The sequence below is a fragment of the Desulfovibrio subterraneus genome (assembly GCF_013340285.1).
Taxonomy (GTDB): Bacteria; Desulfobacterota; Desulfovibrionia; order Desulfovibrionales; family Desulfovibrionaceae; genus Halodesulfovibrio; species Halodesulfovibrio subterraneus.
Genome location: NZ_BLVO01000012.1, coordinates 636,620 through 649,888, shown reverse-complemented (window position 1 = coordinate 649,888; position 13,269 = coordinate 636,620). Strand labels below are relative to the sequence as shown.

The following is a 13,269-nucleotide window of genomic DNA, read 5'->3' as shown; positions in this document are numbered from 1 at the left end:
TCACGCCTCCCTGCGCTGTGCGCGGCAGCAGTCAGAAGTTTCGGTGTCCCGTCCCGAAGCGCACTTTTTACAGCAGCCTCCCGCGCCGGTATCAGTGGTCCCGCCTCCGGCCCGTTGCCGTTCTGCATAGGCGACCAGGCGTTCCAGCATGGCCTCGTCAGCATCTTCTTCAAAGGTGACGGCCAGCCTCGTCAGCTTTGCCCGCAGCAGTGCCATCCGGAACCTTCTGGCATCCTGCTCGGTAATATCGTTCATGTTTCGCATCCTTGTTCTCCTGAATGTGTTCTGTGCCCCCCTTCCGCTCCCTTTTCCCGCCGCCCGGCCTGCAGGTGACTGGAAAAGAGCCGGCTTCATGCAACGGAAAAGGGGGGGGGAAAGGATATACAACCGGGCGCTCCGGCAGATGCGGAGCGCCCGGTTCCTGTTAACGGGGCAGGTATTCGAAGATGACGTTCACGGTGCCGGTGGCGGCCGCGTCGTCAGTGCCGAAAACGGCCTTCACATACTTCGCGGTATCCGAAGGCATGGGAAGGCGCGCCATCACCTCTCCGGCGGCAAAGGTCATTGCCGCGCCGGAAGCGGTTCTACGGAAGATCACAGGCACTTCAGCAAAGGCGCTGTCATCCGCACTTTCCTGCAGGGCAAGCGTGAGCGTACCGTTTTCCGCCACGGTCACGGCACTTGCCGCAACCATGACCACCTCTGCCGCGCCGAGCATGGACCCGGCCTTGCGGGAGCCGCCGTTTCCTTCTGCAGTAGCGTTTGCAGGCAGAACCTGCGCCTTGGCCAAATGCTCACCATACACAGTAAGCTGATTCTTATACATGGTGTTTCTCCTTTTCTGCATGCGGAAAGCCCGCAATGCTCTTAGAAAGCGACGGCCTTTTCGGCAGCATCGAGGAAGTTGTAGGAAGTGACGATCTCCACACCGTTCCAGTGCGTGATCTGGCGGTCCATGTCCTTGCCGCCCACATTCACCTGCAGGGCCTTGCCCTTGTGTTCGTGCAGCAGTGTCTTTGCCTTCTCGTGCATGAACAGGTACGTGTTGCCCGGAATGGCGCGCACATCGGCCAGCAGGTCATCAATCATCATGGCCGTGGGCAGATTGGACTTGTTGATGTTCACAATGGCCGCCACGGAATGCCTGTTGGCAATCTGAATGCCGAAGTAGGCCTTGAGGCGCATGCCGAAGCACAGCACACCCTGATGCTTGCCCGATGCGGCTTTGTAGAGGGCGCCGCTGTTGATGGGGGTAACGTCAAGCAGGGACCCCTGCTTGAAGCTTTCTCTGGAATACAGGCCGGTGGTTTCGCCGGAGATGAAACGCACGGCCAGCATGGAATAGCAGTCGTCGGTGGCTGCACCGGCGCTCACAGCCTTGCCCTTGTCCAGCGCCCAGCTGCGGAAGTTGTCGTACAGAATGCGCTGTTCCGCGGCCATGCCGGATTTGCGGATGACCTTGGGCAGCTTCTTGGAGAAGTAGTTGGCCGTACCGCCGAACATGTTGGCGGTATCTTCGGGGCATTCGATCTCGCCGCCGAGGATGGAAAGGTCCACCTTCTTCAGGTCGGAGGTCACGTCGACGGCAGGCAGGGGGGCGTTCATCTCAACCCAGCCGGCACCGTCCACATCGTTCACGTCCTCATACATGTTCCACAGACCGTGCGATGCCTCTTCAAAGGGAATCACCGCCAGAATAGGTGCCTCTTCGGTCAGGCTGTCCACCTGTTCAGGCATCTTGCGGCTATGTACGGTTGCCAGTTCTTTCAGTGTCGCACCCATGTTCGTTGCTCCTTAGTTATTCTTGAACACTTCTGTTCTCAGGTATTCTTCGGTTGTCATCATACGATGGGAACCCGCATAGGCTCCGGGATGTGAAGAGAATGCATCTTCGCTGATGCACTCCCCGATCACGGCCATCATTTCCGCAAACACGGCGTTATTGCCGAGTCCGGAAGCAAGCATGGGGCGCAGCCTTCCGCCCACCTCACGGTCCAGCACGTGCGTTGCGTAGTTGGCCCTGGCCAGCTTCTCGTCAAAGTGGCCCGCCCACGCTCCCTCCCTGAGGGAACGGAGCGACATCTCCTTTTCCTGCCGCATGCGGCTGCCCGTTTCCGCAAGATAGAACTCCGCAGCCTGCTGGGCCTGCGCGGGTGTCAGCCCGCAATCCACGCAGAACTGCCGGTAATTGCCGAGCAGGGCCTCATCCACGGGCATGCCTTCGGGAAGGGAAAGCTCCACCGATGCCGGATCGGTGAGCGGCATTTCCGCCCCGCCGGAACCATTTCCGGTCGGGCCCGCCTCGGGGGCGGCCTCGGCGGCATCACCACCTGCATCAGCCGCCTTCCCTGCACCCTGTGCATTCCCTGTTTCCATGGTCCTGCCTGCTCCCGCAGCCTTGCGTGCTCCGGAGGTTTTCAGCGCAAGTCGTCTTTCTGCGAGATGTTCCATCCCGGCGGGCAAATCGCCGGATACGACCGTGCCGCCGGCGGGGGCGTTTTTCCCCGTGTCTGCGGCTGCCGTTGCGTGTTCCCCTGCCATGGCGGCCGCGTGGCCGCCTCCGTTATCCCCTGAGCCGGGTGCGGTGTGTCCCTGACCGGCATTGGCGGTAAATTCGTTTTGCATCGTGTGTGCTCCCTATGCCCCGTGCGGGACATGGATTGATGTATGGAAGCCGGACAGTCGATCCGATCGACCCGACGATCAGATTGATCAGACCAGATCAGATCGGATCAGATCGGATCAGATCGATCAGATATGCCGGATGAACTGACGGCTCGTTTCCGTTCTCCTTCGGGCTATCCCGAGCGCCGGATTGTCATGAACGCCCCTGATCAGCCTCCGGCCCTGCAGGTCGGGCATAGGCGGCTCTGGCCGCACCTGTTCCGGTCGACCCGCCCGCTCTTTTCTCCTGCTGCATTCCGGTCCGTGACCACTGACGCGCGCCCTCCAGCTGAATGCGCACATGGCTCACCGGGTCCGAAAGCGCTATGTCAGCCATTCTGTCGCGGGCAAAATCATACAGCGCCGTGGCTCCATAAATGGAGGCGTTGGTACGCGACAGACGCTCATTCACGCAGGCCGCATCCAGCCAGTGCCGCAGCACCCGCACTCCGGCGCCGGATTCCAGCCGCAGCACCTCGCGCATATCCGCAAGGTAGGAAAGCGCCCTTGCCTCCTCATCCCGCTGAAAGTTCCGGGCGCAGGCATAATCCGAGGCCAGCAGGTCAGTCAGGGCCGCTTCATCCAGCTCCAGTAATCCCTTCAGTTCCGTATCTTCAGATGTCAGCATCACGCCTTCTCCTTCATCAGCCCGCTCCCGCGCAGCACCATTTCAAGGGCATTCCCTTCGCCGGTTTCCACGGCGGAAAGATCCTTCGCACTTCTGGTCATGCGCATGGCCTGTTCCAGTTGTGCCTGCTGCTGTGCAGCCTGCGCCTTTTCCATACGCAGCCGCTGCACGTCGTCATCAGAACGGATGATGCGGGCGGGTGCTCCGGCTATGGCCGCCAGCTCGTCCACACACTGGTCAAAGTCGATCTTGTCCAGCACCTGCGGAGCCACTGCCGCCATGCGCCCCACTTCAAGGGTCAACTGGCGGATGGCATTACCGGAAGACTGCTTCTGCGCCTGCGCAAGAACAGAGACGTACTCAATGTTCAGTTCCTCGCCTGCCAGCTCAGGCGGCACGGGCGGCAACAAGCCGTTTCTGTGCAGAATGCCGAAACTGCGGGTGATGAGCGGGTCCAGAATCTCGGTCTGATACCGTTCGATGACAGGCCCCAGCATGAGCAGCTTTTCCTGACTGCGCTCCATGATCTCCGCCGCCGTCACATTGGACCGGCTGTCGCCTGCGAACATGAGGAACAGGTCGTTGAAGAACCCTTCGCGAATGGCCTTTCGCACATCGTCGATCTTGTAACTCACCGCCTGAATGTCGGGATTGATCTGGTAAAGGGGGGCCAGCGCCTCCGGCTGGTTCGGGTTCACATAGTTCTGCGCGCCGGGGATAAGATTGAGCCGCTGCTTGTACCCGGTGGGCACGCGCATGGGCGGGTTGACCACCTTGTGCACGGCAAGCAACTGGCTCTTGGCCATTTCCTGCAGCATCTTCACATCGGGCAGCGCATCCATCCCGGGCGAACGGCCATAGATATCCGTTCCGGCCACGTCCCAGCGGGCGCACAGGTGAGGAAACTCTTCATAGCCTCCCTCGTGCAGCAGGTCGTCTGCCTCTCCGTTGGCTTCGAACACAAGCGAGGCCCACGGCATGTTGCGAAAATCCTTCTTGGCGGCATCGCGTTCCCTGCGCGGCATGACCAGATGCACCACCTCGACAAACCCATAAGGTTCCTTGGTCAGTTTGCGGCGGGTGCTGCGGCTCAGGTTGTGCTCTCCGTACTTTTCCGCAATCTGGCGGGCAGTCATCATGCACCGGCGCACAACCGTATCCACTCTGCCCCATGCGTTTGTGGCCCACGCATACTCACCGCAGGTCAGGCAGGAAAAGTTCATCACCCGCTCGCGGTCCGTTTCGTGGTAAAGATCGGCAGAGCCGAATGCGCCAAGCTCCGTGTACATGCCGTGAATGGATTGATAGAAATTGGACCGGGCCAATGCGCCGTAGATGCGCGTTTCCACGTCGTCGAGCCACATGCGCACCGGCCCGAACTCCATGAGGTCCCTGTCTTCAAGGCGCAGCCGGAACCACGGGCGGGCGGGCGAGGTAAGCCCTCCCTGCATGCCCGCAGCAAGCACCCGCACGGCACGGGTGGCCGTTGCGTCAATGATCCTGCCACCCCGCCGTTCGCCGGAATCCGCTTCGTGCGGGGAGGAGCCTATAAACCGGCCCTTGCGGGGAACGATATATTCCGCAATCTCCCGCCAGTGCGATTCCCAGCTGCTACGCTGCGATTCCAGAAAGGAATGCGTTTCACGCGCTTTTTTCAGTCTGGTCGATTCCATTTACTGCCCCAGTAACTGCTTCTTGTTCACGTTCGCCTGCGAGGTATCACCCAGCGCGCCCGTAATGATGGTGGATTCACGGCCAAGCGCAGCAAGCTGCGCCTTACGCTCGTTGTCTCTGGCCTTTTTCAATTCCACGGTTTCCCCTTCCACCTCTTTCGGCGGGTCCGGCGGCGGGGGTGCCACCGGAGCCGGAGGGGAATACGATTTGCCGCCGCCTCCGCCCATGCTTCTTCTCCATATGGTTGCCACAGTGCCCGAAGGTGCCGTGCGTTGCTGCCTGGCGCGTCCGGCCCCATGCCGTCCGCGTGTGGCAGACCCTACAACAGGGCTTTTCAGGCAAATCGCTCTCAGACCGGTCCCCCGCATGCGTTCATGCGGTCCCGCATCGACCTCACAGGGGGTGGACAGGTTTCCGGACGCAGGCTGAGTTCCCTGCTCAGGACACAAAAAAAGCCCCCGCCTTGCGGCGGGGGCCATGTATTCACATGCAGTCCCTTTCGGGACAATTCTAACTGAACGGGCTTACTTCTTGTTACGCTGCGCTTCAGCCTTCATGGCTTCCCTACGTGAAAAGTAGTCCTGCGTTTCGCGTACAATCACGGGGCTGAGCATGATCAGGCCTATCAGGTTGGGAATGGCCATCATGCCGTTGAAGGTGTCCGCAAGCGTCCACACGAAGTCCAGCTTTGCCTGCGTGCCGAGCAGCACGGCAAGAACGAACAGCACGCGGTAAGGCAGGACAGCCTTCACACCCGCAAGGTACTCAACGGACTTTTCACCGTAGTAACACCAGCCCAGAATGGTGGAGTAGGCAAAAAGGATAATGCCGATGGTCACAACATACTTGCCGCCCGCAAAACCCATTTCAAAGGCTTCGGTGGTCAGCGGTGCACCGTTGAGACCGGAATCCCAGTTGAACATGATGATGACGAGACCGGTCATGGTACAGACCACAAGGGTGTCGATGAAGGTCTGCGTCATGGAAACCAGTGCCTGGTTCACGGGGTGATTGGTCTGCGCGGCGGCAGCAGCGATAGGAGCGGAACCGAGACCGGATTCGTTGGAGAACACACCGCGTGCAACACCGAAGCGGATCGCCATCATGATGGTGGCACCGGCAAAACCGCCGGAAGCGGCAACGGGGCTGAAAGCAGATTCAAACACCAGGGCAATGGCACCGGGTACCTTGTCGGCATTCAGAACCAGAATAAGAATAGCGCCGCCCATGTAGAAGAGAATCATGACGGGAATAAGCACCGAGGTAACCTTGCCGATGCTCTTGATGCCGCCGAGAACAACCAGACCGGTGAAAGCGGCAAGGGCAATGCCCACAACCAGCTTATCAATGCCGAAGGTGCTGTACACGGCATCCGCAACGGAATGCGACTGTACCATGTTACCGATGCCGAAGGCGGCCACAGCCGCCAGAATGGCGAACAGGGTGCCCATCCAGTTCCAGCCGAGACCGCGGGAAATGTAATACATGGGACCACCGGACATTTCACCGTTCTCATCGGTCACACGGTATTTAACGGCCAGCACGGCTTCGCCGTATTTGGTCGCCATACCTACAAGACCGGTCACCCACATCCAGAAAAGCGCGCCGGGGCCACCAATGGCAATAGCCGTTGCCACCCCTGCAATGTTACCTGTGCCCACAGTTGCAGAAAGTGCGGTCATCAGTGCTTCGAAGTTGGAGATGTCTCCTTCTTCCGCATCGTCATCCTTGCGCTTGATAAGCGCAAGATACAGGGAATGCCCCAGCTGGGTGAACTGCAAACCGCGCAGCATGATAGTAAGGAGCACACCGGTACCCACAAGCAGAAACAGCATGTAGGGGCCCCATACCAACCCGTTCAACCAATTAATGAACTCCGAGAACGCTTCCATCGCATACTCCTCTCGCCAAGAGGGTCACTTCAGCCTCACCCCCGAGTGACCTCCCGACGTGTCAGAAAGACACAGCGGCGATACAGCAGAACAGTACCAAGGGCACGAAATCACTACCGTATCAAATAGCCTCACACACACTTTCGACACCAGCACCCACACAGCATCTGCCCAGACAGACAGCAAAAGTTACCTAATAACTTCGGCGTATTATCGAAGAGTCCCAACCTCTCCGAAGCGTATAAGGGTACTGAGTCTGGCGAATAATACGCCATGTGACAATAACGTCAACTCAAGGTGATCGCTCAATCTAGCGAAACACACCTGAATCAAAAGCCTATCAGAATTTTACATTAAAATGGTAAACCATTTTGATCTAAAACTCAGCTTCATCCGATTGCTTTTCACCAAAAGGGACCGAAAAGTACCTAGCAAGAGCGGTCTTGGCAACCCCCAAAGCATACTTTTCCATATAATTCACCATGTTCTAGCCACAATCACATTCTGTAAAACAAAAAATATGCATTAATTTTTTTAAAAAATGTGATCAAATCATCAGCTTTTTCCAAATTACTGCCCATAAACGCAAAACTCCGGCCCTCAACAAATGAGAACCGGAGTATGCGTCCGACATTTTGCGCACTTGCGCATTTGCCAACCTATCTTTTTAGCATTTCCATACTTTCCCGAGTGCAAACCGAGACAATTCCTCCAACGTAACGGGGCGGCTCATCTTCCATTTTACGAATTACCACGGCACCGGGAATACTCCCCATCCGGCGGAAACCAAGCCGCCGTATAAAACGCAACACATGCGCATACGGCTCGGGAGTCAGGCCGTACAGGGCATCCAGACAGTAATTGCCACCGCTATCCCTGCCGTGCAGCAGAAAGTGCACAACAAACCTCCCCACCTCGGCTTTCACTCCTCTGCCCGCCGCAAGCACGGCAAAGTGAATCATGGCCGCCCGCCCCGCAAAGTTATTGAGCCAGGTGAAGGCAACAGCCACACCTTCCAGATACACGGCGTAGCAATACACCTTGCCGGATTCCATGAATGCTATGAACTCGCCCACATTCCGCACACCTCCGTCGTGGAACAGCGATTCCACAAGCCGTTCGTCGGAAAGGCGGAACCACAGCTCCGCGAGCCGCTCCTCAGTCAGCGTCCGCACGCCGGGAATATGCGCAAGAACAGTAAACGTGCTTGGTTGTGCATCAGGCATACAGCGAATACTCCATGTTGGCGGTTTCTCCGGTATCTGCAGGCACAGCCCCTTCTTCCGGAAACTCGGCGCACAGTGCCGGATCGACAATACGCGCCATACAGTCCAGCATGTCGTCATGCGCGGATACGGGAAACGCCAGATACTCTTCCTGCACAAACTCACGGGTCAGATCGCGCCACTGCCCTTCATGATCGCGGAACGGTGCGCGCACCGGCAGATAGAACCTGCGCCTCTCAAACAAAGGCACCAGCTTGCGGATACGGTCATTCTTTGGCACCCTGCCCCCCAGCTCCACAATCTCGAACCTGTAGTTCCGCCCCTGCATCTCGTACCGGATATGTTCGATATCCGCCTGCACCCCGTACCGCTCATACCCCACAGCAAGCGGCTTGTAGCTGCGATGCAGCCGGAACAGCCACGCGGCGCGCTCCGTCAGGTTCAGCCTGTCGCGCACTCCATCAATGAGATAGTAGTTGCCGTCAGCTCCCAGCCCTATCACCAGCATAACCGTATAGTCGCTGCCGGCTTTCTTCTCCCCTGCCGGGTCCACGACGATATACCGGTTCATGCCCTGCCAGCAGGCAGGACTGCGCACCTCCCAGTAGCCCAGCCACTCCTCCCTAAACCCTTGCGATATGTCCGCCTTGGGGTCCTGCAACATCTGGCAGCCGAACACATACGGTCCCATCTGGCGACGCTTCTCGTCCAGTTCCTCGCGGCTCAGCAGCACCGGCTCACCTTCAGGCCTGCCGTCAGCCGTGGCCGCATGCACTCTGGGCACGGCCGCTCCGCGCTCAAGAATCGCCCTGTAGGTGTCGTTGTAGTGATAGCGGGTACCTATGTACCGCCGCCTTCCGCCGCGAGCACCAAGGTTCAGCGAAAGCGCCCAGCACTCGGTCACCTTGGATATCATTTCAGGCGTGGTCACGCTCTCGCGGGTCACCACGTCGTCATATACCAGCACGGAAAAATGCTTGCCCGTGGGCTGTCCGTCCACAATCCCCCACGCCTCAACGGTCGCTTCCTTCGGGTTCCCGGTTCGCCGCACCACAATGCCGTGATCAATCGACCAGCGCGGCGACTGCCGCCTGGGGTCTTCCCACAGCACGTCCGGATAACATCGCCTGAGCAGCACGTTATTCTCGAACTCGTATTTGATCTGCGCCAGAAACCCCTTGGCAATAGGCCGCGAATGCGAAAACACGCCAAAGGTCTGCTCAGGATCATTCAGAATATCCTGAATAGTCAGCCCGAAGGTGATGATGGTCGATTTGTAATGCTCGCGCGCCCACAGATCGAGCCTGCCGTCAGGCTGCTCCTGCACCTCACGGCAGCGTATGAAATGCCAGTCCCTGTCCATGTCAGCCCGCCCGAGCAGGCGTGTCATGAGAAAAAACAGATCCCGCCTGCCCAGCTCGGCCATAAGGGCAAGCACTGCTGCTTCCCCTTGCGCTTCAGCCTCCACAAGCAGGGCATTGTACCGGGCATTAGCCATATCCCTCGTCTCAGCGCTCACTGCATACCTCCTGCACCGCATTGATTCATTTTCTGCTCATGCCGCACGTCTCAACACTGGCACCGAACCGGAGACGTGCGGCAAGAACAGTGCGAGCACAGGAGCTAACACAGGGTTTTCGGCTACGTTATCGAAAGGGGGGTCTCAGAGGGGTGGCAGGCAGGTCCCGGCCATGTCAGGCAGATGTTGACGGCATTCGGAAACCCGTGTTCCCGCCATACCGCTTTACGATAAAACCTGTCATGGTGTACCGAGAAAATATGGGAGTATTACTCGCTCAACGGTCCTCTCCCACCGGACAGATGGTGCGTCTTCCGCTGACGCGGGGAGAAAACGAGTAGGAGCTCAAGGCTGATCCTCAGAATTACAGCACACGATTCCCGGAGAAGATGAATATGATTACATCTGAAGCACTGTTCAGGAACGCGATCATGGATGTACTTCGTGAAAGTTTCCATGGTGCGGGCGATCATGGAGCGTTTTTAGACCCCGGACCAAACGGACTGCTTGCTATATTGAAAAGTCTTTCAGCAGAAGAAGCATCGTTGCCGATAGCCGGCGCTTCAATAGCAACCCATGCAATACACATCGCCTTCAGTCTCGACGTATTCAATGAATGGATACAAGGGATTCGTGATACTGAACATAGTTGGGACAAAAGCTGGGAAAAACACGAAGTGAGCACGGCCGAATGGGACTGCCTGCTTTCCCAAATCGATAGACAATTTCTTCAGTTGGAGCGTACGATTTTGCAATACGATGAATATGATGCTGAAGCTGTATGGGGGAGTATCGGAACTCTGGCGCACACAGCTTTCCATCTGGGAATCATTCAAGTCAAGGCCGATGAATTACGCAAGAAATACACATGACAAAACAGGATGGATACGCTGCCTTTAAAATGACAATTGGAGACAAACCATACTGCGTATGAACACCCCCTGCAGCAGGCAGCCGGAACTCAATAACCCCATGCAGCTAACGGGCCAAGCTACTTCGGCAGCAGTCCCTGATATTCGACAGCATGAAAAGAAAGGCATTGAACAGACAACATAACAATTTCAATGCAGGGTTTCCTCTGTCCGCAGGCTCTAAACCGCATGCCGAATGGAATGCTAGCGGCAGGTGTCCGTTCCGGCATCATAGTCCAGTCCGGCCTTCTGGCAGGTGAAGGTGCGGCGCTTCAGATACAGGTCCGGGCAATCCGTCTTATCCGGACACAGGGCATCATAACGGGCCTTCCACAGCCCCTGCACTTCTCCGGCAAGCACACCGCGAAGCAGGGCAAATTCGTAATAGTATTTGTAGAAATACGGGCGGTCGGCAAGGGGTACTCTGTCCTTGTCGGGCAGACGGGTTTCCAGCAGCAATGCGGAAACAGCCTCAAGAACTCGCTCGGGGTCCTCGCCATTTCGCGCCAGTTCGAACCGCGTAATGGCTGCCCGCGCCAGCGTGCGGCCGAAATTCTTGAAGCGCTTGGTCACATGCCCGTGCATTTTGCGGGCAACGGACCGGACAAGGGCCGCGTCGTCCCCTTCCAGCGATAAGGTTCGCAGCACTTCCGACGCCAGCTCAAAGCCGAAGGGATGGTCGCGGAACTCACGCACCAGAGTAACAAAAAAACGCACATCACCGCCTGCACGCCGCACCCCGTCCAGCAAATTGATGCGGGCGATAAATTCACTGCCGGGCGTCTGCAAGGCCCACTGAGTGAGATCGCGCATATAGGCAGGGTCGAACTTGTCGGCATAGTCCGTGGCGCATACACGGCAGGCAAGCGAACGCGCCCCCTCGCCAGTGCGCCCCACATCAAAGCAGCATCCCTGACACGGCGTTGCAAGTTCCCTCTGGGAACCATGCGCATGCCCCCCGCCGCCAAGGTGGATGAACTCGTGAAACACCACGCCCTCGATAAATCCGAGGCTCTCATCCTTCAGCACAGGGCTGAGCACCATGAACGGCGATTTGCCCTGCTCTTCGCTGCGCATTCCCATGCCCTTCATCTGACGGGAAGCAAGCGGCCGACACAAAATGACAGGCTGCGCGGCATGCTCCATCCCCAGCACGGCTGCCATCTCGGAAATCAGGCTGCGCGTTGTCACCGTGGGTGTGGCCGCAAGGCACCTGATGCCCCGTTGCAGGGCGTCCGTCACAAGCACGGGCATGCTCTCACCGAAAACGGTCACGCACTCCTTGTGCAACACCACCCCGCTATCCAGCAGCATATACTCCCCTGCTGACCTCACGGTTCTGCCCTTGGCAGCAAACAGGCGCTGCAGGGCCTTTTTCCCTTTTGCTGAACAGTCACGATAGGCAGTCGCATTCGTCTCGGTCGCATTCGTCTCGGCCGCCTGCGCACCGTATATTCCGGCAAACAGGCACAACGCGAGACATACCAGCAGACAGGCTCCGGTTATGCGTAGCAGCCGCAACTCCATACTGCGCCGCTAAACCGCGGAATCCGGCACTATCCTGTTCCGTCCGTCGAGCTTCGCAAGATAGAGCAGGCTGTCCACCCGCTCCAGAAGCTTGGGCGCGTCTTCCTCGTCCCGCAAGAGCACCACGCCGCCGCTCACGCTGACAGCCCGCCCCGTGCAGGGAACAACGAATTCCTCAAGCCGCTTGCGAAACACTTCCATCTCCTGCCACGCCTCCCTCAGAGAAAGACCGGGCATAACCACCAGAAACTCCCCGCCGTTCATACGGCTGAACACGTCTTCAGGCCGCAGGCAGGCACCCAGTGTCTCCGCCACATATGCAATCACCTCATCGCCGCAGCGTCTGCCGAAGGCCTGATTGACCCGCTTGAACATATCAAGATCAAGCAGGCAGACAGAAAGCGGATGCATCTTGTCGCGGGCCTGCACCACCGCGCGGGCAAGCAGGGCGTTGGCTTCAAGCCTGCTGCAGTGGGTATCCCCCGCAGCAGTTTCTCCGGCAACACCGATAAACGTATCGCGGCAATTATGGGCTGCCAGTTCACGCCGCAGCCGGAATTCCTCAGAAACATCTTCCAGCGACACCACAACATAGCGCATGGCACCTGCTGCATCACGCACCGGAGCGGCCTGCACCCGCACCCACACCGGCGAATGGCCGGGCGCCCTGCGGACACCGAGCACCCGCCAGCCGCTGGCCATTCTCTCTCGCAGTGTCACCGCAACAGGGTGATCGTCCGCGGCAAGCGGTGCTCCTGTCTCCGAAAGAAAGGAATCAAGCGGTGCGGCCACCTCGGCCACAACTCCCAGCAGTTCCCGTGCAGCGTGGTTGGCATACACGGCAGCACCGTCCGGAGAAAACACCATCACTCCGGAAGGCAGCATATCTGTAAAATCATAGAGTTCCCGCGCCAACTTCATATGATACCTCGCAAAGGGTTATGCGATTCACTTCGCTTCAGACTACCTTATAACAAAGCGATAGCCGTGAGTAGAGGCAAGCCTTTGAATTCTGAATCCCGGCATTTTTGCTATAAAATACAGACCATACTGTTCATTACCGACCCAGATCATAATCATCCATAAACTTGTGTTGTTACAGCATGTTACCATTCAAATACCAATCCGTCCACCGACAAGCAAAATTCTGCATATTTTACTAGGAATCATTCTTAAAATTGTGCTATGTAAATATGTACTCACAACAGCCCTTTCGGGCCCGCACATC

Annotated in this window: 13 protein-coding genes; 1 reads left to right on the top strand and 12 read right to left on the bottom strand. The window is 57.8% G+C overall.

The genetic code is table 11. From position 1 onward, the window contains the following. The 10 genes from HUV30_RS06865 to HUV30_RS06820 all read right to left on the bottom strand — a co-directional run bounded on the left by HUV30_RS06865 (position 1) and on the right by HUV30_RS06820 (position 9,582). On the bottom strand, positions 1 to 255 hold the full coding sequence (locus tag HUV30_RS06865) for a hypothetical protein (protein WP_174404660.1): 255 nt from the start codon (positions 253 to 255) through the stop codon (positions 1 to 3). Positions 256 to 424: 169 nt separating this feature from the next. Further along, on the bottom strand, positions 425 to 826 hold the full coding sequence (locus HUV30_RS06860) for a hypothetical protein (protein ID WP_174404659.1): 402 nt from the start codon (positions 824 to 826) through the stop codon (positions 425 to 427). Between the two features lie 41 nt (positions 827 to 867). Further along, a complete protein-coding gene (locus HUV30_RS06855; protein WP_174404658.1) occupies positions 868 to 1,782 on the bottom strand; it encodes a major capsid protein in 915 nt (304 codons plus the stop codon). A 12-nt stretch (positions 1,783 to 1,794) separates the two neighbouring features. Continuing rightward, positions 1,795 to 2,625 (bottom strand): hypothetical protein, encoded by an 831-nt coding sequence (locus HUV30_RS06850; RefSeq protein ID WP_174404657.1) that lies wholly within the window; start codon positions 2,623 to 2,625, stop codon positions 1,795 to 1,797. Between the two features lie 193 nt (positions 2,626 to 2,818). Then, positions 2,819 to 3,292, bottom strand: coding sequence for a hypothetical protein (locus tag HUV30_RS06845; protein WP_174404656.1), 474 nt, complete (start codon positions 3,290 to 3,292; stop codon positions 2,819 to 2,821). Then, positions 3,292 to 4,965, bottom strand: a complete 1,674-nt coding sequence (locus tag HUV30_RS06840) for a portal protein (protein WP_174404655.1) — start codon at positions 4,963 to 4,965, stop codon at positions 3,292 to 3,294. Before HUV30_RS06840 ends, HUV30_RS06845 begins: the two co-directional genes overlap by 1 nt. Beyond that, positions 4,966 to 5,193: a hypothetical protein gene (locus tag HUV30_RS06835; protein WP_174404654.1), complete on the bottom strand. Its 228-nt coding sequence runs from the start codon at positions 5,191 to 5,193 to the stop codon at positions 4,966 to 4,968. 297 nt (positions 5,194 to 5,490) lie between these two features. Continuing rightward, entirely contained in the window at positions 5,491 to 6,858 is a 1,368-nt protein-coding gene (locus tag HUV30_RS06830; RefSeq protein WP_174404653.1) for an alanine/glycine:cation symporter family protein, read from the bottom strand. Positions 6,859 to 7,517: 659 nt separating this feature from the next. Beyond that, positions 7,518 to 8,084 carry a hypothetical protein gene (locus HUV30_RS06825; protein ID WP_174404652.1) on the bottom strand — a complete coding sequence of 189 codons (567 nt, stop codon included), beginning with the start codon at positions 8,082 to 8,084 and terminating at the stop codon, positions 7,518 to 7,520. Continuing rightward, complete coding sequence (locus tag HUV30_RS06820; protein ID WP_174404715.1) at positions 8,077 to 9,582, bottom strand: hypothetical protein; 1,506 nt, start codon at positions 9,580 to 9,582, stop codon at positions 8,077 to 8,079. The genes HUV30_RS06825 and HUV30_RS06820 overlap by 8 nt, the downstream gene beginning before the upstream one ends. A 416-nt stretch (positions 9,583 to 9,998) precedes the next feature. Between HUV30_RS06820 and HUV30_RS06815 the strand changes: the two genes are divergently transcribed. Next, positions 9,999 to 10,475, top strand: a complete 477-nt coding sequence (locus HUV30_RS06815) for a hypothetical protein (protein ID WP_174404651.1) — start codon at positions 9,999 to 10,001, stop codon at positions 10,473 to 10,475. A 243-nt stretch (positions 10,476 to 10,718) separates the two neighbouring features. On the opposite strand, the gene HUV30_RS06810 is transcribed toward HUV30_RS06815, so the two are convergent. Both HUV30_RS06810 and HUV30_RS06805 read right to left on the bottom strand, forming a co-directional pair. Next, positions 10,719 to 12,041 (bottom strand): hypothetical protein, encoded by a 1,323-nt coding sequence (locus HUV30_RS06810; protein ID WP_174404650.1) that lies wholly within the window; start codon positions 12,039 to 12,041, stop codon positions 10,719 to 10,721. A gap of 9 nt (positions 12,042 to 12,050) precedes the next feature. Further along, a complete protein-coding gene (locus tag HUV30_RS06805) occupies positions 12,051 to 12,962 on the bottom strand; it encodes a GGDEF domain-containing protein (RefSeq protein ID WP_174404649.1) in 912 nt (303 codons plus the stop codon). Between the last annotated feature and the right edge of the window lie 307 nt (positions 12,963 to 13,269).

Coding starts and splice junctions, on each gene's coding strand:
- HUV30_RS06810 (WP_174404650.1), bottom strand. CDS start 12,041: ATGGAGTTGCGGCTGCTACGCATAACCGGAGCCTGTCTGCTGGTATGT.
- HUV30_RS06840 (WP_174404655.1), bottom strand. CDS start 4,965: ATGGAATCGACCAGACTGAAAAAAGCGCGTGAAACGCATTCCTTTCTG.
- HUV30_RS06805 (WP_174404649.1), bottom strand. CDS start 12,962: ATGAAGTTGGCGCGGGAACTCTATGATTTTACAGATATGCTGCCTTCC.
- HUV30_RS06845 (WP_174404656.1), bottom strand. CDS start 3,292: ATGCTGACATCTGAAGATACGGAACTGAAGGGATTACTGGAGCTGGAT.
- HUV30_RS06865 (WP_174404660.1), bottom strand. CDS start 255: ATGAACGATATTACCGAGCAGGATGCCAGAAGGTTCCGGATGGCACTG.
- HUV30_RS06815 (WP_174404651.1), top strand. CDS start 9,999: ATGATTACATCTGAAGCACTGTTCAGGAACGCGATCATGGATGTACTT.
- HUV30_RS06825 (WP_174404652.1), bottom strand. CDS start 8,084: ATGCCTGATGCACAACCAAGCACGTTTACTGTTCTTGCGCATATTCCC.
- HUV30_RS06855 (WP_174404658.1), bottom strand. CDS start 1,782: ATGGGTGCGACACTGAAAGAACTGGCAACCGTACATAGCCGCAAGATG.
- HUV30_RS06835 (WP_174404654.1), bottom strand. CDS start 5,193: ATGGGCGGAGGCGGCGGCAAATCGTATTCCCCTCCGGCTCCGGTGGCA.
- HUV30_RS06850 (WP_174404657.1), bottom strand. CDS start 2,625: ATGCAAAACGAATTTACCGCCAATGCCGGTCAGGGACACACCGCACCC.
- HUV30_RS06830 (WP_174404653.1), bottom strand. CDS start 6,858: ATGGAAGCGTTCTCGGAGTTCATTAATTGGTTGAACGGGTTGGTATGG.
- HUV30_RS06860 (WP_174404659.1), bottom strand. CDS start 826: ATGTATAAGAATCAGCTTACTGTGTATGGTGAGCATTTGGCCAAGGCG.
- HUV30_RS06820 (WP_174404715.1), bottom strand. CDS start 9,582: ATGGCTAATGCCCGGTACAATGCCCTGCTTGTGGAGGCTGAAGCGCAA.